Source organism: Streptomyces tagetis (assembly GCF_018069565.1).
In the GTDB taxonomy this organism is placed as follows: domain Bacteria; phylum Actinomycetota; class Actinomycetes; order Streptomycetales; family Streptomycetaceae; genus Streptomyces; species Streptomyces tagetis.
The window spans coordinates 884,848-911,170 of the sequence record NZ_JAGPNL010000001.1; the positions used below are offsets into that span (position 1 = coordinate 884,848).

At 73.3% G+C, this 26,323-nt stretch carries 20 protein-coding genes; 8 read left to right on the plus strand and 12 right to left on the minus strand.

The features are described 5' to 3' along the window. Positions 1-39 precede the first annotated feature (39 nt). The 6 genes from narI to J5Y05_RS03810 form a co-directional block, all read right to left on the minus strand. Complete coding sequence (narI, locus tag J5Y05_RS03785) at positions 40-762, minus strand: respiratory nitrate reductase subunit gamma (RefSeq protein WP_210868289.1); 723 nt, start codon at positions 760-762, stop codon at positions 40-42. Beyond that, on the minus strand, positions 759-1,256 hold the full coding sequence (gene narJ / locus J5Y05_RS03790; protein ID WP_210868290.1) for a nitrate reductase molybdenum cofactor assembly chaperone: 498 nt from the start codon (positions 1,254-1,256) through the stop codon (positions 759-761). The genes narI and narJ overlap by 4 nt, the downstream gene beginning before the upstream one ends. Next, positions 1,253-2,851: a nitrate reductase subunit beta gene (gene narH / locus J5Y05_RS03795; RefSeq protein WP_210868291.1), complete on the minus strand. Its 1,599-nt coding sequence runs from the start codon at positions 2,849-2,851 to the stop codon at positions 1,253-1,255. Before narH ends, narJ begins: the two co-directional genes overlap by 4 nt. Then, positions 2,851-6,546 carry a nitrate reductase subunit alpha gene (locus tag J5Y05_RS03800; protein WP_210868292.1) on the minus strand — a complete coding sequence of 1,232 codons (3,696 nt, stop codon included), beginning with the start codon at positions 6,544-6,546 and terminating at the stop codon, positions 2,851-2,853. Before J5Y05_RS03800 ends, narH begins: the two co-directional genes overlap by 1 nt. 111 nt (positions 6,547-6,657) lie before the next feature. Beyond that, the gene (locus J5Y05_RS03805; RefSeq protein WP_210868293.1) at positions 6,658-7,521 is read right to left on the minus strand and encodes a Sco1979 family transcriptional regulator; all 864 of its coding nucleotides are present in this window, start codon (positions 7,519-7,521) and stop codon (positions 6,658-6,660) included. A gap of 97 nt (positions 7,522-7,618) precedes the next feature. Next, positions 7,619-7,786, minus strand: a complete 168-nt coding sequence (locus J5Y05_RS03810; RefSeq protein WP_210868294.1) for a hypothetical protein — start codon at positions 7,784-7,786, stop codon at positions 7,619-7,621. Between the two features lie 129 nt (positions 7,787-7,915). Here J5Y05_RS03810 and J5Y05_RS03815 point away from each other — a divergent pair, with 129 nt between their 5' ends. Together J5Y05_RS03815 and J5Y05_RS03820 are read left to right on the plus strand one after the other, a co-directional pair. Continuing rightward, positions 7,916-8,221 (plus strand): 4a-hydroxytetrahydrobiopterin dehydratase, encoded by a 306-nt coding sequence (locus tag J5Y05_RS03815; RefSeq protein WP_210868295.1) that lies wholly within the window; start codon positions 7,916-7,918, stop codon positions 8,219-8,221. A gap of 5 nt (positions 8,222-8,226) precedes the next feature. After that, the gene (locus tag J5Y05_RS03820) at positions 8,227-8,997 is read left to right on the plus strand and encodes a class I SAM-dependent methyltransferase (protein ID WP_210868296.1); all 771 of its coding nucleotides are present in this window, start codon (positions 8,227-8,229) and stop codon (positions 8,995-8,997) included. Between the two features lie 92 nt (positions 8,998-9,089). Here the strand turns inward: J5Y05_RS03820 and J5Y05_RS03825 are convergent, their stop codons facing one another. Together J5Y05_RS03825 and J5Y05_RS03830 are read right to left on the minus strand one after the other, a co-directional pair. After that, positions 9,090-9,719, minus strand: coding sequence for a PASTA domain-containing protein (locus J5Y05_RS03825; protein ID WP_210869681.1), 630 nt, complete (start codon positions 9,717-9,719; stop codon positions 9,090-9,092). A gap of 221 nt (positions 9,720-9,940) precedes the next feature. Continuing rightward, complete coding sequence (locus J5Y05_RS03830; RefSeq protein WP_210868297.1) at positions 9,941-12,874, minus strand: glycoside hydrolase family 48 protein; 2,934 nt, start codon at positions 12,872-12,874, stop codon at positions 9,941-9,943. 910 nt (positions 12,875-13,784) lie between these two features. Between J5Y05_RS03830 and J5Y05_RS03835 the strand changes: the two genes are divergently transcribed. Together J5Y05_RS03835 and J5Y05_RS03840 are read left to right on the plus strand one after the other, a co-directional pair. Continuing rightward, entirely contained in the window at positions 13,785-15,521 is a 1,737-nt protein-coding gene (locus J5Y05_RS03835) for a glycoside hydrolase family 6 protein (RefSeq protein WP_210868298.1), read from the plus strand. 187 nt (positions 15,522-15,708) lie between these two features. Then, positions 15,709-16,641 (plus strand): class I SAM-dependent methyltransferase, encoded by a 933-nt coding sequence (locus tag J5Y05_RS03840; protein ID WP_210868299.1) that lies wholly within the window; start codon positions 15,709-15,711, stop codon positions 16,639-16,641. A 144-nt stretch (positions 16,642-16,785) separates the two neighbouring features. Here J5Y05_RS03840 and J5Y05_RS03845 read toward each other — a convergent pair whose 3' ends face one another. The 3 genes from J5Y05_RS03845 to J5Y05_RS03855 form a co-directional block, all read right to left on the minus strand. Further along, complete coding sequence (locus tag J5Y05_RS03845) at positions 16,786-17,625, minus strand: aldo/keto reductase (RefSeq protein ID WP_307853693.1); 840 nt, start codon at positions 17,623-17,625, stop codon at positions 16,786-16,788. An 83-nt stretch (positions 17,626-17,708) separates the two neighbouring features. Next, entirely contained in the window at positions 17,709-19,535 is a 1,827-nt protein-coding gene (locus tag J5Y05_RS03850; protein WP_210868301.1) for an AMP-dependent synthetase/ligase, read from the minus strand. A gap of 347 nt (positions 19,536-19,882) precedes the next feature. Beyond that, entirely contained in the window at positions 19,883-20,764 is an 882-nt protein-coding gene (locus tag J5Y05_RS03855) for a LysR substrate-binding domain-containing protein (RefSeq protein WP_210868302.1), read from the minus strand. 215 nt (positions 20,765-20,979) lie between these two features. On the opposite strand from J5Y05_RS03855, the gene J5Y05_RS03860 reads away from it, so the two are divergent. After that, on the plus strand, positions 20,980-22,107 hold the full coding sequence (locus J5Y05_RS03860; RefSeq protein WP_210869683.1) for a bile acid:sodium symporter family protein: 1,128 nt from the start codon (positions 20,980-20,982) through the stop codon (positions 22,105-22,107). 169 nt (positions 22,108-22,276) lie between these two features. Here the strand turns inward: J5Y05_RS03860 and fdhD are convergent, their stop codons facing one another. Further along, positions 22,277-23,125, minus strand: a complete 849-nt coding sequence (gene fdhD, locus J5Y05_RS03865; protein WP_210868303.1) for a formate dehydrogenase accessory sulfurtransferase FdhD — start codon at positions 23,123-23,125, stop codon at positions 22,277-22,279. Positions 23,126-23,399: 274 nt separating this feature from the next. Between fdhD and J5Y05_RS03870 the strand changes: the two genes are divergently transcribed. The 3 genes from J5Y05_RS03870 (at position 23,400) to J5Y05_RS03880 (ending at position 26,082) form a co-directional block, all read left to right on the plus strand. Continuing rightward, on the plus strand, positions 23,400-24,716 hold the full coding sequence (locus tag J5Y05_RS03870) for an OFA family MFS transporter (RefSeq protein WP_210868304.1): 1,317 nt from the start codon (positions 23,400-23,402) through the stop codon (positions 24,714-24,716). Continuing rightward, the gene (locus tag J5Y05_RS03875; protein WP_210868305.1) at positions 24,706-24,849 is read left to right on the plus strand and encodes an MFS transporter small subunit; all 144 of its coding nucleotides are present in this window, start codon (positions 24,706-24,708) and stop codon (positions 24,847-24,849) included. The genes J5Y05_RS03870 and J5Y05_RS03875 overlap by 11 nt, the downstream gene beginning before the upstream one ends. A 285-nt stretch (positions 24,850-25,134) precedes the next feature. After that, the gene (locus J5Y05_RS03880; RefSeq protein ID WP_210868306.1) at positions 25,135-26,082 is read left to right on the plus strand and encodes a beta-ketoacyl-ACP synthase III; all 948 of its coding nucleotides are present in this window, start codon (positions 25,135-25,137) and stop codon (positions 26,080-26,082) included. Positions 26,083-26,323 lie beyond the last annotated feature (241 nt).

A 26,323-nucleotide genomic window follows, 5' to 3' on the forward strand; every position in this document is an offset into this window, starting at 1 on the left:
GCACCGCCCGGCCCGCCGGCGGGGAGGGGACCGGACCGGCTAGGACCCGGCCCGCTCCCAGCCCCGCCGGTCGGGGCGCGGACCGAGCCGCCGCGGATCACGCGAGCGGTAGACGACGTACGGGCGGAACAGATACTGCACCGGCGCGCTGAACATGTGCACCAGCCGCGTGTACGGCACCAGCGCGATCAGCACCATCCCCACCACCGCGTGCACGTGGTAGAGGACCGGCACGCCCGCCATCAGCCCCGTATCCGGCCGCAGCGTGAACAGGCTGCGCGCCCAGGGCCCGATGGTGGCGCGGTAGTCGTAGCCGTTGCCGGAGGTGTCGGAGAGCTTGGCGGTCATGCCGAGCACGATCGCGCCCAGCAGGAAGACGTACATCACCTTGTCGTTGGCGGTGGTGGCGCGGAAGACCGGGGCCCGGGTGCGGCGCCGGTAGACCAGCATCACGATCCCGGCGACCGCGAGCGCCCCCGCCAGTGTCCCGCCGTAGAGGGAGAACAGGTGGTAAGTGTGATCGCTCACGCCGGTCGCGCGGGTCCAGGACGCGGGCACGAAGAGGCCGATGAGGTGTCCGGCCAGCACGAACAGGATGCCGTAATGGAAGACCGGCGAGGCGATGTTGAGCAGCCGTGACTCGTACACCTGCGAGGACCGGGTGGTCCAGCCGAACCGGTCGTAGCGGTGCCGCCAGAGGAGTCCGGCGACGAGGAGGGCGAAGGCGGCGTAGGGCAGGACGCCCCAGAGGAAGATCGTCACGGGCGGGCTCCGGGGGAGGCGGGCGGCAGGGTGGCGCACACGGCGTCCAGGACGCGCGCGTAGGGCGTGCCGGCGGCGGTGAGCCGGGTGCGGAGCTGCTCCAGCGCGTCGCGGTGCTCGACGAGCAGGCCGCGATCACCGGTGCGGGCGGTGAACTCCAGCACCGCCGGCAGGAAGTCGGGCAGTTCCTCGCCGGTGAACTCCAGGCCGTGGGCGCGGTACAGCTCCTTGAAGCGCACCAGCGACATGCCGCGCCGCCGGGTGTCGCCGTCGGTCCACCAGCTCAGGTAGAGGCTGTGCCGGTTCCTGAAGTCGAAGACCTCCACGTAGTGCGCCCGCAGCTCCTCCGCGGGGGTGAGCGCCGCGTGGTCGGTGAACTCCCGCAGTTGCGGGGCGGCCTCGCGCAGCAGCGGCAGCCGGGCGCGGAAGTCCTCGTCGGGATAGGTGAGGCAGAGCGCGGCGGCCTGGTAGAGCACGTCGTGACTCCCGCTCACGGGGCCTCCCTCTCGTCGTCGGCGGTCTGCCGCCGGCGCAGGACGTGGAAGTTCTCCACCGGCACCAGCGGCAGCCGGCGGCGCCCCGAGTCCACGCCGAAGGGCCCGTCGCCGCCCATGCCGGGTCCGCCCTCGTGGTCCAGGCTGCACGTGTCCGGCACCGCCGACTCCTCCAGTTGCCGCGCGTCCCCGACGGCCGCCGTCGGGATGACGTAGCGCTCCTCGTACTTGGCGATGGCCAGCAGCCGGTACAGGTCCTCGATGTCCGCCGGGTCCATCCCCACGGCGGCCGGGACCCCGGGGTCGCTCTCCTCGCCGAGGTTGACCGCGCGCATGTGGGAGCGCATCGCGGCCAGCTTCTCCAGCGAGGCCCGCACCGGGCCCACGTCCCCGGCGGTGAACAGCTCGGCCAGGTACTCCAGCGGGATGCGCAGCGTGTCGATCGCGCCGAACAGGTTGTCCGGGTCCTCCCCGTCGTGCCCGGTGTCGGTCAGCGCGTCCACCACCGGGGAGAGCGGCGGGATGTACCAGACCATCGGCAGCGTCCGGTACTCCGGGTGCAGGGGCAGCGCCACCCGGTGGCGGCAGACCAGCGCGTGCACGGGGGAGCGCCGGGCCGCCTCCAGCCAGTCGTAGGGGATGCCCGCCTCCTCGCAGGCCCGCCGCACCCCCGGGTCCTCCGGGTCCAGGAAGACGCCCAACTGAGCCTCGTACAGGCCCCGTTCGTCCGGGGTGGCGGCGGCCTCGGCCACCTTGTCGGCGTCGTAGAGGACGACGCCGAGGTAGCGCAGCCGGCCCACGCAGGTCTCCGAGCACACCGTGGGCAGCCCGGCCTCGGTCCGCGGGTAGCAGAAGGTGCACTTCTCGGCCTTGCCGGTGCGGTGGTTGAAGTACACCTTCTTGTACGGGCAGCCCGTCACGCACATCCGCCAGCCCCGGCAGCGGTCCTGGTCGACCAGGACGATGCCGTCCTCGGAGCGCTTGTACATCGCCCCCGACGGACAGGACGCCACGCACGAGGGGTTGAGGCAGTGCTCGCAGATGCGCGGCAGGTAGAACATGAACGTCTGCTCGTAGGCGAAGCGCACCTTGTCCGACGCCTCCCGGCGGACGCGCTCCACCATCGGGTCCAGGTCGCCGTAGGCGGGGGCGCCGCCCAGGTTGTCGTCCCAGTTCGAGGACCAGCCGATCTTCATCGGCTTGCCGTCGAGCTGCGAGACGGGCCGGGCCACCGGGTAGTCGCCGCCCAGCGGGGCGTCGGTCAGGTTCCGGTAGTCGTACGTCCAGGGCTCGTAGTAGTCCTTGATCTCCGGGAGGCGCGGGTTGGAGAAGATCCCGGCGAGCTTGCGGAAGCGTCCGCCCGCCTTCAGGCGCAGCGCGCCGCGCCGGTTCAGCTCCCAGCCGCCGCGCCACCGCTCCTGGTCCTCGTAGCGGCGCGGGTAGCCCTGGCCGGGGCGGGTCTCGACGTTGTTGAACCAGACGTACTCCATGCCGCGCCGGTTGGTCCACGCCTGCTTGCACGTGACCGAACAGGTGTGGCAGCCGATGCACTTGTCGAGATTCATGACCATGGCGATCTGGGCCATCGGGCGCATCAGTACTCGACCTCCTGGCCGCGGCGGCGGATCACCGTCACCTCGTCACGCTGGTTGCCCGTCGGGCCCAGGTAGTTGAACGCCCAGGAGAGCTGGGCGTAGCCGCCGATCAGATGGGTCGGCTTGAGCAGCAGGCGGGTCAGCGAGTTGTGCACGCCGCCGCGCCGGCCGGTCGTCTCCGACAGCGGCACGTTCACCGTGCGCTCCTGCGCGTGGTGCATGTAGACCGTGCCGGCCGGCATCCGGTGCGAGACGATCGCGCGGGCCACCACCACGCCGTTGCGGTTGACCGCCTCGATCCAGTCGTCGTCGGCCACCCCGATCGCGTCCGCGTCCTCGGGCGACATCCAGATGCTCTGCCCGCCCCGGGAGAGCGCCAGCATGAACAGGTTGTCCTGGTACTCGGAGTGGATGGACCACTTGTTGTGCGGGGTGAGGTAGCGGACCGTCACCTCGCGCTCCCCGTCCGGGCCGAGCCGCGGCTCGCCGAAGAGGCGGTGCATGTCCAGCGGCGGCCGGTAGACCGGCAGCGCCTCGCCGACCTCGTGAATCCAGTCGTGGTCCAGGAAGAAGTGCTGCCGTCCGGTGAGCGTGTGCCACGGCTTGAGCTGCTCGGTGTTCTGGGTGAACGCCGTGTAGCGCCGCCCGCCCGCCTCGCTGCCCGACCACTCCGGCGAGGTGATCACCGGCACCGGCGCCGACTGCGTGTCCGCGTACGTGATCCGCCGGCCCTCGTGCTCGGCGGCCAGGTGCGCCATCGGCTGCCCCGTCCTCGCCTCCAGCGTGTGGAACCCCTGCGTCGCCAGCCGCCCGTTGGTCGTCCCGGACAGGGCGAGGACCGTGTCGGCCGCCTTGACCGCCGTGTCCAGCGCCGGGCGCCCGTCGGCGGGGCCGCCGCGCACCGCCCCGTTCTTGCGCCGCAGCCACTCCACCTCCTCGTCCGGCCGCAGCGTGACCCCCTTGACCGGCAGCCCCTCGGTCTCCACCAGCGGCCCCAGCGCGGCGAACTTCGCGCCGACGGCCGTGTAGTCCCGCTCCACCACCGACAGGTGCGGCATCGTCACCCCGGGAACCGGCTCGCACTCCCCGGCCCGCCAGTCCCGCACCACCCCGCCCGGCTGCGCCAGCTCGCCCGGCGTGTCGTGCTGGAACGGCGTGGCCACCAGGTCCCGGCGCACCCCGAGGTGCCCGGCCGCCAGCTCGCTCAGCTTCTCCGCGAGCGCCTTGAACGCCTCGAAGTCGGTCCGCGCCTGCCACGGCGGGTCCACCGCCGGCGAGAAGGCGTGCACATAGGGATGCATGTCCGTACTGGACAGGTCGTGCTTCTCGTACCAGGTGGCGGCGGGCAGCACCACGTCCGACAGCAGCGTCGACGAGGTCTGCCGGAAGTCCAGCGACAGCAGCAGGTCGAGCTTGCCCTCGGGCGCCTCCTCGTGCCACACCACGTCCCGGGGACGCTCCCCGGGCGCCGCCTGGTCGGCCCGCAGCGAGGAGTGGGTGCCCAGCAGGTGCCGGGTGAAGTACTCGGCGCCCTTCCCGGAGGAGCCCAGCACGTTGGCCCGCCACAGGGTCACGATCCGCGGCCAGTTCTCCGGCGCGTCCGGGTCCTCGCACGCGAACCGCAGCGTCCCGGCGCGCAGTGCGGCCACCGCGTTCGCCACCGGGTCGCCGGGCACCTCGCCCAGCTCCAGCGGGTTGCGGTCGAAGGTCGGGTACGACGGCATCCAGCCGGTGCGCGCCGACAGGGCCAGGCAGTCCGCGGCCGTCATCCCCGCGAACCGGCCCTCGCCCAGCGGCGAGGCGAGCACGTCCGCCCCGAACCGGTCGTAGCGCCACTGGTCGGTGTGGAGGAACCAGTACGCGGTGCCGATCATCTGCCGCGGCGGACGCGCCCAGTCCGACGCGCCGGCCAGCGTCGCCCAGCCCGCCAGCGGACGGCACTTCTCCTGGCCCACGTAGTGCGCCCAGCCGCCGCCGTTGCGGCCCTGGCAGCCGGTGAGCTGGAGCAGCGCCAGGAACGACCGGTAGATCGTCTCGGAGTGGAACCAGTGGTTCGTCCCCGCGCCCATCAGGATCATGCAGCGTCCCCGGGAGCGTTCCGCGGTCCGCGCGAACTCCCGGGCGATCCGCACACAGGCCGCCGCCGTGACCGAGGTGTGCGTCTCCTGCCACGCCGGGGTGCCGGGCGACTCCGCGTCCTCGTACGACGCCGGCCAGTCACCGGGCAGCCCCGGCCGCGCCACGCCGAACTGCGCGGCCAGCAGGTCGAAGACGGTCGTCACCAGCGGCCCGTCCGCCCCGCCGAGCCGGGTCGCCGGCACACCCCGGCGCAGTACGTCGCCGCGCCCCTGCCCGTGCTCCCCGCCCTCGGTGTCGAAGCGGGGCAGCAGCACCTCGACGCCCGCGGCGGCCTCGTGCCCGTGCAGGCTCAGCCGGGGCCGAAGATCGCCCAGGTCGAGGTTCCAGCGGCCCCGGTCGGCCTCGTTCCAGCGGAAGCCGAGCGAGCCGTTCGGGGCCACCGCGCGCCCCGTCGCCTCGTCCAGCACCACCGTCTTCCACAGCGCGTCCTCGCCCTCCTGCCCCAGGTCGGCCGCGCGCAGGAACTTCGCCGGGATGTACGCCCCGTCCCGCTCGGTGAGCGTCACCAGGAACGGCAGGTCGGTGAAGCGCCGTACGTAGTCGTCGAAGAAGGGCGTCTCACGGTCGACGAAGAACTCCTTGAGCACCACGTGCCCCATCGCCAGGGCCAGCGCGGCGTCCGTGCCGGGGTGCGGATGCAGCCACTGGTCGGCGAACTTGGCGTTGTCCGCGTAGTCCGGCGCCACCACCACGACCTTCTGGCCCCGGTAGCGGGCCTCCGCCATCCAGTGGGCGTCCGGCGTGCGCGTCACCGGCACGTTCGAACCCCACATGATCAGGTAGGCGGCGTCCCACCAGTCGCCGGACTCCGGCACGTCCGTCTGGTCGCCGAAGACCTGCGGGGAGGCCACCGGGAGGTCGGCGTACCAGTCGTAGAACGACAGCATCGGGGCGCCGATCAGGGAGTGGAAGCGGGCACCGGCCGCGTGCGAGACGATCGACATCGCCGGGATGGGGGAGAAGCCCGCGATCCGGTCCGGCCCGTACGCGCGCAGGGTGTGCACATGGGCGGCGGCCACCAGCTCGACCGCCTCCTCCCAGGTGGCCCGCACCAGCCCGCCCTTGCCGCGCGCCCGCTGGTAGCGGCGCCGCCGCTCGGGGTCGCCCTGGAGGTCGGCCCAGGCCAGCACCGGGTCGCCGAGCCGTTCCCGGGCCTCCCGGTACATCTCCAGCAGCACCCCGCGCACGTACGGGTGGCGCACCCGGGTGGGCGAGTACGTGTACCAGGAGAACGCCGCGCCCCGGGGGCAGCCGCGCGGCTCGTACTCGGGGCGGTCCGGGCCGACCGACGGGTAGTCGGTGGCCTGCGCCTCCCAGGTGATGATCCCGTCCTTGACGTACACCTGCCAGCGGCAGGAGCCGGTGCAGTTGACGCCGTGCGTGGAGGTGACGACCTTGTCGTGGCTCCAGCGGTCCCGGTAGAAGGCGTCCGCCTCCCGGCCGCCGACCAGACCGATGCTGTGCAGGTCGGGCGAGGCCGTGCCGGGCCGGAAGAACCGCCCCGCGCGCAACAGCGCCGCGCCCGGCTCGGTGGGCGGTGTCCGCGTGTCGGTCACGAGTGCTCCCTGTGTCGCCCTGAACCCCGAACCTAGGGGCGGGGGCGGGAGCGCACCCGTCCGCGGGGCCCGTACGGGTCAGGGGCGCCCGGCGGAACGGGAGGGGGCGGCTCAGTACCGGTCGCGGTACTCGCCGAGGAGCTTCTCGGTCCGCTGCGTCGAGGCGGCCCGCGCCGTCATGTGGTCCAGCACCTCCAGGTGCGCCGAGACCTCGGTGCGGGAGTCCAGGTACAGGGCGCCGGAGAGGTACTCGGTGAAGACCAGGTCGGGCAGTTCCGGCTCGGCGAACCGGAAGAGGGTGAAGGGCGCGTACGTCCCCGGGTGCGGGCCGTCCTCGAACTCGGCGACCTGGAGCGTCACCCGGTGCCGGGAGGAGAACTCCAGCAGCTTGTCGAGCTGCCCGCGCATCACCGAGCCGTCGATGCTGACCGGCCGGCGCAGCACCGTCTCGTCCATCACCACCCACAGGTGGGGCGGGTCGGACCGCTCCAGCAGCCGCTGGCGCTCCATCCGCAGGGACACGTGCCGCTCGACGGCCTCCTCGCCCGCGTTGCCGATGGTGCCGGTCTCCAGCACCGCCCGCGCGTACTCCTCCGTCTGGAGCAGTCCGGGCACGAAGTGCGGCTCGTAGGAGCGGATGATCCGGGCGGCGCCCTCCAGGCTCACGTACAGGCTGAACCACTCGGGCAGCACGTCGTGGTACCGCTGCCACCAGCCGGGCCGGTTGGCGTCCTCGGCCAGCTTCACGAAGGCCCCGACCTCGTCCTCCGGCACGCCGTACGCCGTCAGCAGCACCTGCACGTACGGGATCTTCAGGGCGACCTCGGCCATCTCCATCCGCCGTACCGTCGCCGCCGCCACCCGGAGGACCTTCGCGGCCTCCTCGCGGCGCATGCCCGCCCGCTCGCGCAGCTCCTGGAGCCGTCTGCCCAGCACCACCTGGCCCACCGTGGGTGCGGCCCGCCGCTCACTCACGCCACGCCTCCCCAACGTGCCCAAGTCTGCCGGCAGTGTGCCATGTTCCCCGTGGGGAGGACAGTGACGGGACGGCGGCGGCGGGACGGACGGGGCATCAGACCTCCCGTGCGCGCGGGTGGGCGACGGTGGCCGGATCGGCCGGCGGCGGCGCCCCGACGGCCGTGTCCCCCGGCGCGGCCCGCCGCCGCTCCCGCCAGGCCCGCGGCGGCGGACCCGCCTCCGGGGCGGCGGGCGGGGCGTCACCGTACGCGCGTGAGGTCATGGCCGAAACCGTAGTCGACGGCCCCACCCGGACGCCGCCCGCCCACGGGGCCCCCGCGCCCGCGCTGTGGCAGGGTGGGAACACGGGGCCGCTCGGCCCCCGGTCCCCCGCAGACGAGGAGCGCCGCCCATGCCCGTCGAACCGCTCTCGCCGCAGCACCTGGAGGAACGGCTCGCCGAACTGCCGGGCTGGTCCGCCGAGGGCGGCCGGCTCACCCGCTCCTACCGGCTCGCCTCGCACTTCGCGGCCACCGCCATGACCGTCCACATCGCCCAGGTGCAGGAGGAGCTGAACCACCACTCCGACCTGACCCTCGGCTACGACACGGTCTCCCTCGCCGTCTCCACCCACAGCGCGGGCGGCGCCGTCACCGAGAAGGACATCGAGCTGGCCCGCCGAGTACGGGACCTGGCGCCCGGTCACGGGGCACACTGACGGATGTGCTCGACTACGACCGGGAAGCCGAAGGCTACGACGCCTGGCGCGGCGGAGAGCCCCGTGCCGAGGCCGCCGCACGCGCCGTCCTGAGCCTGCTGCCCCGGCCGCGCACCCTGCTCGACGTCGGCTGCGGCACCGGCATCGTCACCCGCCGGCTCGCAGCCGGGACCGGGGCGCCCCGGGTGACCGGCGTCGACCGGTCCGTCGCCATGGCCGGCCGGGCCGCCGCCCGCCTCCCCGGCGCCGTCGTCCGCGCCGACGCGGGCTGGCTGCCGTTCCGGGACGGGGAGTTCGACGCCGTCACCAGCGTCTGGCTGCTCCACCTGGCCGGCAGTGCCCGCGCCACCCGCGCCATCGTGGCCGAGTGCGCCCGGGTGCTGCGCCCCGGCGGGGTCTGGGTCACCACGGTCGACAAGGGCGCCGCGCACAACGTGGGCAGCGACATCGACGCCGTGCTCGCCGCCCGCCCGCCGACCGCCGTGTACGACACCGCCGTCCAGGTCGAGGCGCACGCCCGCGCCCACGGACTGCTCCCGGCGGGCGGGGCCCGCTTCACCGGCCACGGCCAGGGCCGCAGCCCCCGCCGTACCGTGGCCGACCTGCGCCGCGGCTGGTTCGGCACGCTGCCGCCGGGCAGCGCGCTCGCCGACCGGTTCGCCGAGCGGCTCGCCGCCCTGCCCGACCAGGACCGGCCCCGGCCCGACCCCGTCTTCACCCTCCGGGCGTTCACGAAACCCCCGGCGGTCCCGGCACCGGCGCCGCGGACGCCCTGACTCCGGGCCCGCCCTGATCCCGGGCCGCCCTGATCCCGGCCCGCGCGGACTTCGGCCTGCTGCGCGGACCCGGCCCGCGCGGACGCCTCCGCTCAGGGGCAGGACTCGCCGTACTTGACCGCCCGCAGCTCGACGGGCCGCCCCTTGATCTCGGTGCCGGCCGCCGGGTCCTGCGCGCACACCTGCCAGTTGCTCTCCACCAGTACCCAGCGGTCCTGCCCGGAGACGTCCTTGACGGTGAGCGAGGTCCCACTGTCCAGCGCGGCGCGGGCGGCCTTCACCGACCCGCCCTTGAAGTCCGGCATCCTCCCGCTCGCCGTGTCGGGGGAGGGGCGCTCCTTGGCGGGGCAGGACTCCTCCAGCTTCACCGCGCCGAAGTCGAGCGGCGTGTCGGTCGGCACGCTGCGCCCGGCGGCCACGCTCTGGCCGCACACCTTCCAGTTCCGGTCCAGGACCTGCATCCGGTCCCGGCCCAGCGCGTCGTGCGAGGTCAGCACGTGGAACCCGGCCTCCTGGGCGGTGTCCTGGGCCGACTGGAGCCCCATGCCCACGAAGTCCGGCACGGTCGCCGGGGCCTTGCCGGCGGGCTTGTCGCCGGCCGTGGCACCCCCGGCCGACGGGGAGGCGGGCGCGGCGGGGGAGCCCGCCGGACCCGGGTCCGCGCCGGGTTCGCAGGCGGTGAGACAGCCGGCCAGGACCGTCGAGGCGACGACGGCCATCATGCGGATACGCACGGAAATCCCCCCGGATGACGCTGTGGTGAACCCACCCAGCGTAGTCCCTCACGGGGACAAAGCGGGAGACTGGCGGACGAACGGACGAGTGGGTGAACGCCGCCCGCAGACACGGCGGCTGACGGCCCATCACGTCGATGGGAACGCGCGGAGACCGGGCGGCCCCACTGCGGGAGGGGCCGCCCGGCCCGGTACGCGGAGAGCGGGGGCTATTCGAGTAGCTCCGCGTACGAGCCCATGGCGAGGGCGATGTCCGCCTGGGCCCAGAACCGGTGGTACGTGAACGTGGGCGCGGCACCGCCCGCGAGATAGCTCTCGACCTTCGACCAGTTCGGGTCGGCCCGGTAGAAGGAGCGGATCGAGGCGAAGGTCGACGACGCGTCGATCCGGTCGCCGTTCGGCATCGTGCCGCTCCAGCCGTTCGGCACGTACACCGGGTCGTCGAAGCGGTTGTAGTCGGCGCGGGTCTCCGGGACGGCGATGCCGAGCGCGTCCTGGCTGTGCTCCCACATGCCGTCCAGCAGCGCCTTGGCCGTCGACGCGGCCCGTGCGTCACCGGAGCGGTCCGCGTAGTACGTCAGGGTCTTGGCGTACGCCGCCGCCACGCCCACGTCGTCCGTGTAGTCGGCGACGGTGACGTGCAGCGAGGCGTTGGCGCCGGGGGAGGCCGCGTTCCAGGTGTCGGGACGGCCCGACCACTGGAGCGTCGACGGGAACCGGAAGGTGCCGTCCGGGTTGACGGTGGTCTCCGACAGCGCCCAGGAGACCCACTTGTCGAGGACCGCCTTCGCCTTGGCGTCGCCGCTCTGCCGGTAGTACTCGGCGACCCGCTCCATCGACCACGCCTGGAAGCCGAACCACTGGTTGGACGGCGGGTCGTGGTAGACGGGCTTCTCGTCGTAGTACATGCCGTAGAACTTCGGCGTGCCGGACGGCGGCGTCGCGTACCGGCCCGCCCAACTGTTGGTCGCGCCGCCCGCGATGGCCCCCTCGGTGGACTGGAGCCAGCGGTAGAACTCCACCTGGCGGTCGAGCGATTTGGCCCAGTCCGCCGCGCCCGTCGCCGACTTGGGCTTCAGGTCGGCGTAGGTGCTGAGCGCGTAGGCGGCCAGCGGGTTCTGGTAGCCGCCGTGCGCGTGGCTGGAGCCGATGCGCCAGGCCCAGCCGGCCGAGGCGTCGGTGGCGCCGCCCCAGGCGTAGTACCAGGAGAGCAGGTAGTGCGAGGAGTCCTTGCCGGAGCCGGCCGGGCAGCTCGCCGGGCCCACGCAGTCGCCGACCTTCTTGAAGTACTTGTCGTACATGGCGTAGCGCAGGTAGTCGCCCATCTTGGCGGCCTTGGCGACCGTCCCGGAGACCTCGCCGCCCTTGCCCTGCTCCTTGGCCCAGATGTCCGCCCAGTACGCGGCCTGCACCGCGCGCGCGTCGGCGTCCGGGGCGTTGGTGAACTTCCACTGCTTGGCGTACGAGGAGTCGCCGGTGAACAGGTCCAGGTAGCCGTTCTTGCCGCCGTACTTGAAGGCGTCGCAGGTCGGCTGCGGCACCGTCTCCCACACCGACTCCTGCGCGCCGCGCTGGAAGGTGTTGATGTACGACGGGCCCGTGTCGGACGGCCCCGCCTCGCACTTGCCCGGCGAGTTGCCGTAGCCGTAGACGTTGTCGACGTCCTGGAGCCAGTGCATGCCGTAGACGTCGTCCGTGCCGTACGTCGACTTCAGCTCGGCCGCGATCGGGTCCCGGCCGACCGATGCCGCGCCGTCGAGCGCGGCCGGGTACTGGTTCGGCGTGTCCAGCTCGGGGGCGTAGGTGGCCGGCTTGGAGGCGTCGTAGAAGGAGTTGGTCGGCTGGTCCGCGTGGGTCGGGATCATGTACTTCTCCATGATCGACCAGGCGTTGTTGAACTTGGACCAGTCACCGCTGACCTTGCCGTACATGGCCTGGAGCCACAGCAGGTAGCTGTACGCCTCCGACGTGGTCTCGTGGCCGTGGTCCGGCGCCTCGACGATCAGCGTCTCGACCGAGTGGTAGGGCACGCCCTCGGGTGAGAAGTAGCCGTTCGCCGGGTCGGTGATCTTCCCGTACAGCTCCAGGAAGCGGGCGTCGTAGCTCTTCGAGGCGGCGAGCTGGGTCACGGTGACCGCGGCCTTGCCGTGGCCCGGGGCCGTGGACTCGAAGACCGCCGAGCCGGTGCCCGAGGAGCCGGCGGCGATGGTCACCTTCTGGGCGGTGGACCAGTTCGACCGGGTGAAGGTGAGGCTCCCCCCGCCGGAGACCGACAGGCCCGAGTTGCCGCTCGCGCGGGTCGTCGTCACCGTCACGTTCGCCGCCGGCTGGGTGGAGAGCCGGACCTCGTACGTGCCCGACGTGCCCTGGCGGACGCCGAGTTGGGACGGCGTGGCGACCACCGCGGGGCCCGAGGCGACGGTGATGCCGACCGGGGTGGAGGTGGCGGAGGCGCCCAGACTGTCGTACGCCTTCGCCACCAGCGAGTGGCTGCCCACCCCGAGCCCGGTGGCCGAGTGGGTGAAGGGAGCGCTGGTGTCCGTGCCCAGCAGGGTGGTGTCGTCGTAGAACTCCACCTTCGTGACGGAGGCGTTGTCGGCGGCGGCAGCCGTGGCGGCGAGCGGCACCGCGTCGCCCTGGGAGTAGACGGCGCCCGGCTGCGGGCTGGTCAGCACGGCGATCGGCGGCTGGTGCGCGCCGGTGCACGGGGTGCCGTTGACCGAGAAGGAGGACGGGGCGGTGTTGGTGCCGCTGTAGGTGAACTGGCCGCCGGCGGTGACGGCGTCGCCCGCCGCGATCCGCGCGTTGTACGGCGCGTTCTTCACGGTGACGTTCCGGCCCGACTGGGACCACGTGCCGTTCCAGCCGTTGGTCAGCGTCTGGTTGCCGGTGTAGGCGTAGGTGAGGGTCCAGCCGTCGATGGCGTCGGTGCCGCGGTTGGTCAGGGTCAGATCCGCGGTGAAGCCCGAGCCCCAGTCGTTGGTCTTGTAGTCCACGCTGCACTGAAGTGCCGCCGCGCGGGCGGGAGTCGTGCCCGTGCCCACCATGGTGAGGGGAAGTGCCAGGGCCGCCAGGGCGGCCGTCCACAGGCGCCGCGCGCCGCGGCGTCCGGGCCTGTTCGGGGGGTGCGTCGGGGGGTGCATGGTGCTGGTTCCTCCTTGCGCTCGGGGAGGGAGTGGGGGAGGAGCAACAAGCCTTGAACCAGTGGGAGCGCTCCCATATTGGGGAGGGGGGTCTGAACGGTCAAGGTGCTTGAAGAGTCGAAAAGATTCGACGGGGGGCCGGAGGAGAAAGTCGGTTACTCCTCTGTTCTTCTCCGTCACTTGACGCTACCTTCGCTGAACCAGTGGGAGCGCTTCCACAGTTGACGTGTGCCTGACGGCATGCCCGGACTGCGAGGAGTCGCTCATGCGCCACCTTGTGCCCCGCCCGTTGCGCCACCCGTGCCGCACCGCCCGCGACCTGGGCTTTTCGCCGCTCACGCGGCACTGACCGCACCGCTCGACCCCGTGTTCCCCGCCCGCCGGACGGCGCACCGAGCCGTCCGTGGCCGAGGTGGGCCGTCCCCGCGGCCCGTCCCGGCTCCCGGCGCGGGGCACCCGGTGCGCCGCGCCGACGTCCCGTGTGGACGCGGCCCGCGGCGGACAAGCCCCGAAGGCACGGCACGGGGCGGGCCCGCCGGCCCCTTCGGGGACCGGCCGCACCGGCACGCCCCCGGGGACGGGCGGGGCGGTTCCGGGAACCACCGGCACACCGGGCACCCCGGGCAGGTCCGGGGACGACCGAGGCACGTCCAGGCACACCCGAGGAACCACCGGAGCACCACCGACGCACGCCCGGCACGGCCCAGGCACGCCCGACCGGCCACCTGGGCACGCCCGGCACGGCCAGGCACGCCCGACGTACCACCTGGGCACGCCCGGCACGCCCCAGGCACGCCCGACCGGCCACCTGGGCACGGCAGACACACGGCCAGGCGCCCCCGACGAACCACCGAGGCACACCTCCGAGGAATCACCGGATCACCCCCGAAGGAAGAAGGAACCCGCAGTCATGACCCGTTCGAGAACCGCGATGCTCGCCGCCCTGGCGCTGGTCGCCGGCGCCTCCGGCACGGCGTTCGCCGCCCACCCGGCGGACGTCGGCGCGGCTGCCGCCCCCTGTACCGTCGACTACCAGGTGCAGAACGACTGGGGCAACGGCTTCACCGCCAACGTGATCGTCACCAACAACGGCTCCGCCAAGTCCGCCTGGTCCGTGAAGTGGACGTACGCGGGCAACCAGAAGGTCACCAGCGGCTGGAACGCGAAGGTCAGCCAGAGCGGTGCCCAGGTCACCGCGGCCAACGAGTCCTACAACGGGGCGCTGCCCAGCGGCGGTTCGGTGAGCTTCGGCTTCCAGGCCGCCTACAGCGGCAGCAACGCCGTACCGGCCGCCTTCACCCTCGACGGCGTGACCTGCAACGTCGACGGCGGCCCCACCGACCCGACCGATCCGACCGACCCCACGGACCCGACCGACCCCGGCGGACCGGCCAACCGCGTCGACAACCCGTACGCCGGCGCCAAGGTGTACGTGAACCCGGAGTGGTCCGCCATGGCGGCGGCCGAACCGGGCGGCAGCCGTATCGCCAACCAGCCCACCGGGGTCTGGCTGGACCGGACCGCCGCCATCGCGGGCGTCAACGGCGGCATGGGCCTGCGCGACCACCTGGACGCCGCGCTCCAGCAGAAGGGCTCCGGCGAACTCGTCATCCAACTGGTCATCTACAACCTGCCCGGCCGCGACTGCGCCGCCCTCGCCTCCAACGGCGAACTGGGCCCGAACGACCTCGGCCGCTACAAGACCGAGTACATCGACCCGATCGCCAAGATCCTCGGCGACCCGAAGTACTCGGCGCTGCGGATCGTCACCACCATCGAGATCGACTCGCTGCCCAACCTCGTCACCAACACCGGCAGCCGCGCGACGGCGACCCCGCAGTGCGACACCATGCTCGCCAACGGGAACTACGTGAAGGGCGTCGGCTACGCCCTGAACAAGCTCGGCGACGTCGCCAACGTCTACAACTACATCGACGCCGGGCACCACGGCTGGATCGGCTGGGACGACAACTTCGGCGCCAGCGCCACCGTCATCCGGCAGGCCGCCGGCGCCGAGGGCGCGACCGTCGCCGACGTGCACGGCTTCATCACCAACACCGCCAACTACAGCGCCCTCAAGGAGCAGAACTTCGCCCTCGGCGACCAGATCAACGGCACGTCCGTGCGCCAGTCGAAGTGGGTGGACTGGAACCAGTACGTCGACGAGCAGTCCTTCGCCCAGGCATTCCGCAACGAGCTGGTCTCCAAGGGCTTCGACTCCCGCATCGGCATGCTGATCGACACCTCCCGCAACGGCTGGGGCGGTTCGGCCCGGCCCACCGGACCCGGTCCGCGCACCAGCGTGGACGCCTACGTCGACGGCGGGCGCTACGACCGCCGTGTCCACCTCGGCAACTGGTGCAACCAGTCCGGCGCCGGCCTCGGCGAACGCCCGCAGGCCAGCCCCGCCGCCGGGATCGACGCATACGTGTGGATGAAGCCCCCGGGCGAGTCCGACGGGGCGAGCAAGGAGCTGCCGAACGACGAGGGCAAGGGCTTCGACCGCATGTGCGACCCGACGTACGGGGGCAACGCCCGCAACGGCAACAGCCCTTCGGGCGCACTGGCGAACGCCCCGGTCTCCGGGCACTGGTTCTCCGCCCAGTTCCAGGAGCTGATGCGCAACGCCTACCCGCCGCTCTCGTGAGCGGACGCCTCGGATAGGTGACCCCGCCGGGGTCCGGACCCGACCGGTCCGGGCCCCGGCCTCCCGTGGGGCCGGGCGCCGGGCCCGGGAGGCCGGGCGGGCCGTTTTGCGGTTACGGCAACAGAAGTGGCCGCGAGGCGGTGCGCCGTCGCACGCTGGCACCTCCGCGAACGGAAGGCTGACCGGCATGGCGCACGAGCACCCGGGGCACCGCGCCCCCGACGACCACCCGCACGCGCACGGGCACCACCACGGGCCCGGCCACCACGACCACGGGGACGTGGACTGGGCCGCGATGGCCCCGCTGCTGGAGGCGCAGGCCGAGCTGTTCGCGCCGCTCTACCGGCAGGCCATGGCCTGGCTCGCCGGGCAGGTGCCCGCGCCGGGGCGGGTGGTGGACGTCGGCAGCGGACCGGGCGTCGTCTCCTGCCTCATCGCGGAAGCCTTCCCCGGCGCCCGCGTCCTCGCCGTCGACGGCGCCGCCCCGCTGCTGGAGCGGGCCCGCGACCGCGCCGCCCGGCTCGGCGTCGCCGACCGCCTCGGCACCCTCGCCGGCGACCTGCCGGAGGTGCTCGGCGCGCTCGACCGCCCGGCCGACCTGATGTGGGCCTCCCAGAGCGTGCACCACCTGGGGGACCAGCGCGCGGCCCTCGCCGCCCTCGCCGGGCACCTGGCGCCCGGCGGCACCCTGGCCGTCCTGGAGGGCGGGCTGCCCGCCCGGTTCCTGCCCCGCGACATCGGCATCGGCCGCCCCGGGCTGGAGGCCCGGCTGCGTGCCGCCGAGGAGGACACGTTCGCCGGGATGCGGGCCGGCCTGTCCGGCTCCGTCGCGGAGGCGGAGGACTGGCCGGCGCTGCTGGCCGCTGCGGGACTGCGGCACACCGGCACCCGCAGCTTCCTGCTGGACCTGCCCGCGCCCGTCTCCGAGGCGGCCCGCGCCTACGCCGTCACCTCGCTGTCCCGGCTGCGCGACGGGCTCGCCGACGCGCTCGACACCGTGGACCGGGAGACGCTGGACCGGCTCCTCGACCCCGAGGACGCGGCGAGCCTGCACCGGCGGCCGGACGTCTTCGTACTGCTGGCACACACGGTGTACGCGGCGGCACGCCCCGACGGCTGACCGGCGCCGCACCTCTCCTGACGCCGCGTCAGGACGACACGCCCGGGTCGCCCGGGGCCGTACGTCCTGCGCGGCCTCGGCGTGCCGCCCGACACGCCGAGGCCCGGCCGCATGGACCGGGCCCGGCGTGTCGCGCTCGTGCGCTCAGGCGCCGACGTTGAACTCGGCCGGGTCGGGACCCAGGCGGCGTCCCTCGTCGAGGGCGCTGACGGCCGCCAGGTCCTCGGCGTCCAGCTCGAAGTCGAACACCGCGATGTTCTCCGCGATCCGGGACGGCGTCACGGACTTGGGGATCACCACGTTGCCGACCTGGAGGTGCCAGCGCAGCACCACCTGGGCCGGGGTGCGGTCGTGCTTGCGGGCGATGGCGACGATCGCCGGGACCTCCAGCAGCCCCTTGCCCGAGCCGAGCGGCGACCATGCCTCGGTGGCGATGCCCCGCTCCTCGTGGAAGGCGCGGGCGGCGCCCTGCTGGAGCTGCGGGTGCAGCTCGATCTGGTTGACGGCGGGGACGACGGACGTCTCGCCGATCAGCCGCTCCAGGTGCTCCGGCAGGAAGTTCGACACGCCGATCGCGCGCACCCGGCCGTCCGCGTGCAGCTTCTCGAACGCCTTGTACGTGTCGACGTGGCGGTCGAGCGCCGGCACCGGCCAGTGGATCAGGTACAGGTCCACGTGGTCGAGGCCCAGCTTCTCCAGCGAGCTGTCGAAGGCGCGCAGGGTGGAGTCGTACCCCTGGTCGCTGTTCCACACCTTGGTGGTGATGAAGAGGTCCTCACGGGCGACGCCCGAGGCGGCGACGGCCCGGCCGGTGCCCTCCTCGTTGCCGTAGATCGCCGCGGTGTCGATGCTGCGGTACCCGGCCTCCAGCGCCGTGGCGACGGCCCGCTCGGCCTCGTCGTCCGGCACCTGCCACACGCCGAAGCCCAGTTGGGGCATCTCGACGCCGTTGTTCAGGGTGATCGGGGGGACCTTGCTGCTCACGGGCTTCTGATCCTTAGGGTCGTGGACGTTTGTACTCCCATGGTCAACGATCAGGTGCCCCGATGCATTCCTGACCGGGAAACTCATGCCCGGTACAGCGCCCCGATCTCGTCGGAGTACGCCTGCTCGATGGCCTTCCGCTTCAGTTTCAGCGACGGCGTCAGCAGCCCCTGCTCCTCGGTGAAGGGCTGCGCCAGGATGCGGAAGGTGCGGATCGACTCGGCCTGCGAGACGAGGGTGTTGGCGGCCACGACCGCGCGCCGCACCTCCGCCTCCAGATCGGCGTCGCGCACCAGCCGGGACGCCGGCACCCGGGGCTTGTTGCGCATCGTCAGCCAGTGCTCGACCGCCTCCTGGTCGAGGGTCACCAGCGCGGCCACGTAGGGCCGGTCGTTGCCGACGACGATGCACTGGTGGACCAGCGGATGGTCGCGGACCCGGTCCTCCAGCGGTCCGGGGGACAGGCTCTTGCCGCCCGAGGTGACGAGGATCTCCTTCTTGCGGCCGGTGAGGGTCAGGTGGCCGTCCTCGTCCAGGACGCCGAGGTCGCCGGTGGCGAGCCAGCCGTCGCGCAGCGCCGCGCCGGTCGCCTCCGGGTCGTTGAGGTAGCCCCGGAAGACGGTCGGTCCGCGCAGCAGGATCTCGCCGTCGTCCGCGATGCGCACGGTGACCCCGGGTACGGGCACTCCGACGGTGCCGTAGCGGGTCCGCTCGGGCGGGTTGGCGGTGGCCGCCGCGGTGGACTCGGTCAGCCCGTACCCCTCGTAGACCTGCACGCCCGCGCCGGCGAAGAAGAGGCCGAGCCGGCGGTCCATCGCCGAGCCGCCCGACATCGCGTTGCGGATGCGTCCGCCCATCGCCGTCCGCACCCTGGCGTAGACGAGCCGGTCGAAGAACCGGTGCCGCACGCGCAGCGCCGCCGACGGGCCGGGGCCGGTGCCCCACGCCCTGGCCTCCAGCGCCTCCGCGTAGCGCACCGCCACGTCGACGGCCTTCTCGAACGGACCGGCCTTGCCCTCCTTCTCCGCCTTGCGGCGGGCCGCGTGGAACACCTTCTCGAAGATGTACGGCACCGCCAGGAGGAACGTCGGCCGGAAGGCGGCCAGGTCGGGCAGGAGCGCCGCGGCGTGCAGTTCCGGCTGGTGGCCGAAGCGGACCCGGCCCCGGATCGCCGCGACCTCCACCATCCGTCCGAAGACGTGGGCCAGCGGCAGGAACAGCAGGGTCGACGCCTCCTCGCCCCGGCGGGAGCGGAACACCGGCTCCCAGCGGGCGACGACCGTGTCCGCCTCCGCCATGAAGTTGCCGTGGGTCAGCACGCAGCCCTTGGGGCGGCCCGTCGTCCCGGAGGTGTAGATGACGGTGGCGACCGAGTCCGGGGTGACCGCCCGGCGGTGCCGGTGCACCACCTCGTCGTCGAGGTGCGCGCCGGCGTCGTAGAGCCGCTGCACCGCGCCGGCGTCGAGCTGCCACAGCCCGCGCAGCCGCGGCAGGGTGTCGATGACGGTGGCGATCGTCATGGCGTGGTCCTCGTGCTCGACGACCGCGGCGCTCACCTCGGCGTCGTGCAGCATCCAGCGGCATTGCTCGGCCGAGGAGGTCGGGTAGACGGGCACGACCTGGGCGCCGATGGTCCACAGGGCGAAGTCGAAGAGGGTCCACTCGTAGCGGGTGCGGGACATGATGGCGACCCGGTCGCCGAAGCGGACGCCCTGGACGAGGAGGCCCTTGGCGAGGGCCAGCACCTCGTCGCGGAAGGCCGCCGCCGTCACGTCCCGCCAGCGGCCCGCGGCGTCCTTGCGGCCCAGGGCGATCCGGGCGGGGTCCACCTCGGCGTGACGGAAGACCACGTCGGCCAGACCGCCCACGGGCGGGGCCGACGCCGACGGAGGGTTGGTGAACTCGCGCAAACCCCGCTCCCCGTTCCTGGTGGCACCCCGCACGGCGCCGTGAAAGCTACCCCACCCGTTCCGGGGGCGGCAGGGGTCGCGGCGCCCCTCGCCGCCCGGGGGAGGGCGGGGCCGGGAGGGGAAAAGCGGTCACATGGGGAAGGAGCGGACGCTTTCGCGGGGATCGGGCGATTTTCGGTGCCGTTTTCTCCACCGAATCCCTACGACCCGCTTACCGGCGGTAGGGGGCAATCTCCGGGGCCTGCGCGGGGCCCGCCGGGCAGGCCCGGCCCGGCGGGCTGGGCGAGGCGGGCCCGGCGGGCGGGGCGAGGCGGGCCCGGCGGGCGGGGCGAGGCGGGCCCGGCCGGCTAGGCGAGCCCCGGCCGCCGCGGCTGGTGCAGGCGGTCGCCGCCGGCCAGGATCGCCGTCGCCAGGGCGTCGGCCGCCTGCTGCGCGGAGGGGCGGCGCCGGCCGTGGACCAGGACGAAGTCGATCCGCCCCAGGTCCGGCAGGCCCGCCCGGTCCGGCACCCGGACCAGGCCCGGCGGCACCAGGCCCCGCGCGTGCGCCATCACCCCGAGCCCGGCACGGGCCGCCGCGACGAGACCGTTGAGGCTGCGACTGGTGCACACCACGCGCCAGGGCCGGCCGGCCCGCTGGAGGACGTCGAGGGCGCGGGCGCGGGTGATGCCGGGCGGCGGGTAGACGATGAGCGGCACGGGGCGGCCGGGGTCGAGGCGGAGCCGTTCGGCGCCGATCCACACCAGCCGGTCGTGCCAGACGGGCTCGCCGCCCGGGTCCTCGGGCCGCCGCTTGGCGAGCACCAGGTCCAGCTTCCCGGCGGCCAGCTTTTCGTGGAGGGTGCCGGAGAGTTCGACGCTCAGCTCCAGGTCGACCTCGGGATGCTCGTGCCGGAAGCCCTCCAGGATCTCCGGGAGCCGGGTCAGCACGAAGTCCTCCGACGCCCCGAACCGCAGCCGGCCGCGCAGCCGCGTGCCGCCGAAGAAGGCCGTCGCCTGCTCGTGCACCTCCAGGATGCGGCGCGCGAAGCCGAGCATCGCCTCGCCGTCCTCGGTCAGCTCCACGGAGTGGGTGTCCCGGGTGAACAACTGCCGCCCGGTGGCGTCCTCCAGCCGCCGCACGTGCTGGCTCACCGTGGACTGGCGCAGCCCGAGCCGCCGGGCCGCCTGCGTGAAGCTCAGCGCCCCGGCCACGGCGAGGAACGTCCGCAGATGCGAAGGGTCGTACACGGCCCCCACGCTACCCGGTCATCGCGGAACGTGATGACAGTCAGAGCGGTGTACGGGATTCCCGATCGCCGCGCGGAGGGGCACGATGGGCCGGGGACCCGTGGCCCTCGCCCCGGCCCCCGGGGCCCGGCGGGACCAAACCGGCCCGGACCCGCACGAAGCACGTACGAACAAGCAAGTGGAGCACCGTGACACGCCTGCGTTGGCCGCGCTGGATGCCGATCGACCCGTACATCCTGCTGCTGCTCGCCACGGTGGGCCTCGCGGCACTGGTCCCGGCGCGGGGCACCGGCGCGGACGCCGCCTCCGGCGCCTCGACCGCCGCGATCGCCCTCCTCTTCTTCCTCTACGGCGCCCGTCTCTCCACCCGGGAGGCGATGGACGGGCTGCGCCACTGGCGGCTCCACGTCACGGTGCTCGCCTGCACCTTCGTCCTCTTCCCACTGGTCGGGCTCGCCGCCCGGGGGCTCGTCCCGGTCCTGCTGACCGAACCGCTCTACCAGGGCCTGCTCTTCCTCACGCTGGTCCCGTCGACGATCCAGTCGTCGATCGCCTTCACGTCCATGGCGCGCGGCAACGTGCCCGCCGCGATCTGCGCGGGCTCCTTCTCCTCGCTGGCCGGCATCGTCGCCACGCCGCTGCTGGCCGCGGCCCTGCTCGGCGGGGGCGGGGGCGGCTTCTCGGCGGACTCGCTGCTGCGGATCGTGGCGCAGTTGCTGGTGCCGTTCGTCGCCGGGCAGATGCTGCGCCGGTGGATCGGCGGCTTCGTCGCGCGGCACAAGAGGGTCCTCGGCCTCGTCGACCGGGGTTCGATCCTGCTCGTCGTCTACACCGCGTTCGGCGAGGGCATGGCCGAGGGCGTGTGGCGCCAGGTGAGTCCGGCGCGGCTGGCCGGCCTGATGGCCGTGGAGGCCGTACTGCTCGCCGTGATGCTGCTGGTGAGCTGGTACGGGGCGAAGGCGCTGGGCTTCGGCCGGGCGGACCGGATCGCGATCCAGTTCGCGGGCTCGAAGAAGTCCCTCGCCGCCGGACTGCCCATGGCCAGTGTCCTGTTCGGCGCGCAGGCGTCCCTGGCCGTGCTGCCGCTGATGCTCTTCCACCAGATGCAGCTCATGGTCTGCGCGGTCCTCGCCCGACGCCGGGCGGACGATCCCGAGACGGCCGAGGTGGCCGGGACGGCTGGGACGGCTGGGACGGCCGAGGTGGCTGGGACGGCCGGGACCGAGGCTGCCGGGACCGCTGCCGGGACGGCCGGGACCGCCGGGACCGCTGGGGTACGCGAGACCGCCGGGGCCCGTGAGACGCCCCGGCCGGCGGTCGGCGCGGGGGCCCGCGGACGCTGACCGGGCGCCGGCCGAGGCGGACCGGGGGCCAACCGGCGCCCCCGTCTCCCGGCCGGGCCGGGCCGGCACCGCCCCGGTCCGGTGAGGTCGAGGTCGAGACGGGGCCCCTCCGGCGCAGGGGGCGCTCCCCGCCGGTCGGGGCCCCGCCGCCGTGCCGCGGGGAGGCGGGTCAGCCCTGGACGGCCGCGGCCCGCAGGGCGATCCGTTCCTCGCCCGCGTACACGTTCATGGAGCTGCCCCGCAGGAAGCCCACCAGCGTCAGTCCCGTCTCGGCCGCCAGGTCGACGGCGAGCGACGAGGGCGCCGACACGGCCGCCAGCACGGGGATGCCCGCCATCACGGCCTTCTGGGCCAGCTCGAAGGAGGCCCGGCCCGAGACCAGCAGGACCGAGCGGGACAGCGGCAGGCGGTGGTCCTGGAGGGCGCGGCCGACCAGCTTGTCGACCGCGTTGTGCCGGCCCACGTCCTCGCGGACGTCGACGAGTTCGCCCTCGTCGGTGAAGAGGGCCGCCGCGTGCAGTCCGCCGGTCCGGTCGAAGACCCGCTGGGCCGCGCGCAGCCGGTCCGGCAGCTCCGCCAGCAGCTCCGGGGTGATCCGGACCGGGGGAGTGTCGGCGATGGGCCAGCGGGTCGTCGTGCGCACCGCGTCCAGGCTGGCCTTGCCGCACAGGCCGCAGGACGAGGTGGTGTAGACGTTGCGCTCCAGGGTGATGTCGGGCAGGACCACCCCGGGGGCGGTGCGTACGTCCACGACGTTGTAGGTGTTGGAGCCGTCGGCGGTGGCGCCCGCGCAGTAGACGATGTTCTGCAGTTCGCTCCCCTCGGCCAGCACGCCCTCGCTGACCAGGAATCCGGCGGCGAGCGCGAAGTCGTCGCCGGGGGTGCGCATGGTGATCGCCAGCGGCTTGCCGTTCAGCCGGATCTCCAGTGGTTCCTCGGCGACGAGCGTGTCCGGGCGGCTGGAGACCGCCCCGTCCCGTATGCGGAGCACCTTGCGTCGTTCCGTGACTCGTCCCATGTTCCGTGTCCCGTCGTGCCGGTCAGTCCCGGTTCCGTCCGTTCCGATGGCCGAGGCGGCCCTTCATGTAACGATCTCATTGTCCTGCACATGGGGGACGAGGCCGTGGCCGCTCCGTTCGCCGACGGCCGGCCGCCGGTCACCCACCGGCTTCCTGTCGACGAAATACTGTCTACAGTATGGAAGGCGCGACGGCAAGGCTTTGTGCAGTACCGGTGGTTGTCTGCTCAACAGTCTTCTCAACTCCCCTCCGCCTCCCTACGGTGAGGGACTCATGAGTCCCCCCATCGCCCCCGCCGGGTGGAGCCGCTGGCTCGTGCCCCCGGCGGCCCTCTCGGTCCACCTCTCCATCGGCCAGGCGTACGCCTGGTCCGTGTTCAAGCCCCCACTGGAGTCCGCGCTCGGTCTCAGCGGCACGCAGAGCGCGCTGCCCTTCCAGCTCGGCATCGTCATGCTCGGCCTCTCGGCGGCCTTCGGCGGCACCCTCGTCGAACGCCACGGTCCGCGCTGGGCGATGACCGTCGCCCTGGTCTGCTTCTCCTCCGGCTTCCTGCTCTCCGCGCTGGGCGCCTACACCGAGCAGTACTGGCTGATCGTCCTCGGCTACGGATTCGTCGGCGGCATCGGACTCGGCATCGGCTACATCTCGCCCGTCTCCACCCTGATCAAATGGTTCCCGGACCGGCCCGGCATGGCCACCGGCATCGCCATCATGGGCTTCGGCGGCGGCGCGCTGATCGCCTCGCCCTGGTCGGCGCAGATGCTGGAGTCCTTCGGCACCGGCTCCTCGGGCATCGCCCTCGCCTTCCTCGTGCACGGGCTGACCTACGCCGTCTTCATGCTGCTGGGCGTCCTGCTGGTGCGCGTGCCCCGTGGCGCGGCGCGGGCCGACGCCGCCGCGGCGGCGCGCGGCGGCGTCCAGGTCTCGGCGCGCGGCGCGGTGCGCACTCCGCAGTTCTGGCTGCTGTGGATCGTGCTCTGCGCGAACGTCACGGCGGGCATCGGCATCCTGGAGAAGGCCGCGCCGATGATCACGGACTTCTTCGCGGAGACCTCCGCTCCGGTCTCGGCGACGGCCGCCGCCGGGTTCGTCGCCCTGCTGTCCGCGGCCAACATGGCCGGCCGGATCGGCTGGTCCTCCACGTCCGACCTGATCGGGCGCAAGAACATGTACCGCGTCTACCTCGGCGTCGGCGCGGTGATGTACGCGTTGATCGCGCTCTTCGGCGACTCCTCCAAGCCGCTGTTCGTGCTCTGCGCCCTCGTCGTCCTCTCCTTCTACGGCGGCGGATTCGCCACCGCCCCCGCCTATCTGAAGGACCTCTTCGGCACCTACCAGGTCGGCGCCATCCACGGGCGGCTGCTCACCGCCTGGTCCACGGCCGGCGTCCTCGGACCGCTGATCGTGAACTGGATAGCCGACCGGCAGGAGGAGGCCGGACGGCACGGCTCGGCCCTGTACGGGCTCTCCTTCGTGATCATGATCGGCCTGCTCGTGGTCGGCTTCGTCGCCAACGAACTCGTCCGGCCGGTCCACGCCCGCCACCACGTCCCCGCCCCGGCACCGAAGGAGGCCGCCGATGTCGTCTGACGGCAGCCAGATACCGCCCGTCCCCTCCGGCCGGCGCGCGCTGATCGCCTTCACCTGGCTCTGGGTGGGCCTCCCGCTCGCCTACGGGCTCTACGAACTCGTCCGCAAGGCGACCCAGCTCTTCACGGGCTGACGGCCGGGGGAGCCGGACGCCTTCCGGCTCTCCCCGGGTACGGCTCCCGGTGCCCTATGCCGGTAAGTGAGAGCCCTCCGGCGCTTCGACATGCGGGGTCCCGTGACGCCTTGACGTGCGCGGTCCCGCGGGGCGGCGGCCGGGCCCCCGGCACTCCGGGGGCCCGGAGGTGCTGCCGGAAGCGACAAGCGCGGCGCTGGTTTCCTGTCGCTTCACCTGCCGCCGTACCCGCCGGTCACTCATCACACTGGTGGACCCGCATCCCAGGAGACGAGGGGGTCCACCATGCACGGCTCGCGCATCACGGCCGTCGGCCACTACCAGCCCGCCAGGGTTCTCACCAACGAGGAACTGGCGGGCATGGTCGACACCAGTGACGAGTGGATCACGAGCCGGGTGGGCATCCGCACGCGCCACATCGCCGGCCCCGACGAGCCGGTGGACGAACTGGCCGCGCACGCCGGCGCCAAGGCGCTCGCCTCGGCCGGACTCACCCCCGCCGATGTCGACCTCGTCCTCGTCGCCACCTCCACCGCCATCGACCGCTCCCCGAACACGGCCGCCCGCGTCGCCGCCCGCCTCGGCATGACGGAGCCGGCCACCCTGGACCTCAACGTCGTCTGCGCCGGCTTCCCGCATGCCCTGGCCACCGCCGACCACGCCGTCCGCGCCGGTTCCGCCCGCCGCGCCCTGGTCATCGGCGCCGACAAGATGTCCGAGGTGGCCGACTGGGAGGACCGCACCACCTGTGTGCTGGTCGGCGACGGGGCGGGCGCGGCCGTCGTGGAGGCGTGCGAGCCGCAGGCCGAGCCGGGGATCGGGCCGGTGCTGTGGGGCTCGGTGCCCGAACTGGGCCACGCGGTGCGCATCGAGGGCACCCCGCCGCGCTTCGCCCAGGAGGGCCAGAGTGTCTACCGCTGGGCCACCACGCGCCTGCCCGCCATCGCGCGCCGGGCCTGCGAGCGGTCGGGACTGGACCCCGCCGACCTCGCCGCGGTCGTCCTGCACCAGGCCAACCTGCGCATCATCGAGCCGCTCGCCGAACGCATCGGCGCCGTCAACGCCGTGGTCGCCCGCGACGTCGTCGACTCCGGCAACACCTCGGCCGCCAGCATCCCCCTCGCCCTGTCCAAGCTGGTGGAACGGGGCGAGATCCGCAGCGGCGACCCGGTCCTCCTCTTCGGCTTCGGCGGCAACCTCTCGTACGCCGGGCAGGTCATCCGCTGCCCCTGACCCGTACGCGGGGCGGGTCGTCCGCTGCCCCGACCGCCCCCGGCACCGCCCCGGCGGGGCACCCGCCGGGAACCGGGCGCGGTGTGACATGGACGACTCCGCGCCCCCAACCGCCCCCGGATGCCCCGTTCGCGCCGTAGACTGTAGACGAAAGACAATCGATACTCCGAGGCATCGATACTTCGATACTTCGATGCGTCGGATACGGCCGATGCTCCGGGGTGTCGCCATGCCACGTAAC

Bases quoted from the DNA above. Each gene is read 5' to 3' on its own strand.
- narH (WP_210868291.1), bottom strand. From the start codon at position 2,851: ATGCGCCCGATGGCCCAGATCGCCATGGTCATGAATCTCGACAAGTGC.
- J5Y05_RS03810 (WP_210868294.1), bottom strand. From the start codon at position 7,786: ATGACCTCACGCGCGTACGGTGACGCCCCGCCCGCCGCCCCGGAGGCG.
- J5Y05_RS03815 (WP_210868295.1), top strand. From the start codon at position 7,916: ATGCCCGTCGAACCGCTCTCGCCGCAGCACCTGGAGGAACGGCTCGCC.
- J5Y05_RS03825 (WP_210869681.1), bottom strand. From the start codon at position 9,719: ATGATGGCCGTCGTCGCCTCGACGGTCCTGGCCGGCTGTCTCACCGCC.
- J5Y05_RS03830 (WP_210868297.1), bottom strand. From the start codon at position 12,874: ATGCACCCCCCGACGCACCCCCCGAACAGGCCCGGACGCCGCGGCGCG.
- J5Y05_RS03835 (WP_210868298.1), top strand. From the start codon at position 13,785: ATGACCCGTTCGAGAACCGCGATGCTCGCCGCCCTGGCGCTGGTCGCC.
- J5Y05_RS03840 (WP_210868299.1), top strand. From the start codon at position 15,709: ATGGCGCACGAGCACCCGGGGCACCGCGCCCCCGACGACCACCCGCAC.
- J5Y05_RS03860 (WP_210869683.1), top strand. From the start codon at position 20,980: ATGCCGATCGACCCGTACATCCTGCTGCTGCTCGCCACGGTGGGCCTC.
- fdhD (WP_210868303.1), bottom strand. From the start codon at position 23,125: ATGGGACGAGTCACGGAACGACGCAAGGTGCTCCGCATACGGGACGGG.
- J5Y05_RS03870 (WP_210868304.1), top strand. From the start codon at position 23,400: ATGAGTCCCCCCATCGCCCCCGCCGGGTGGAGCCGCTGGCTCGTGCCC.
- J5Y05_RS03875 (WP_210868305.1), top strand. From the start codon at position 24,706: ATGTCGTCTGACGGCAGCCAGATACCGCCCGTCCCCTCCGGCCGGCGC.
- J5Y05_RS03880 (WP_210868306.1), top strand. From the start codon at position 25,135: ATGCACGGCTCGCGCATCACGGCCGTCGGCCACTACCAGCCCGCCAGG.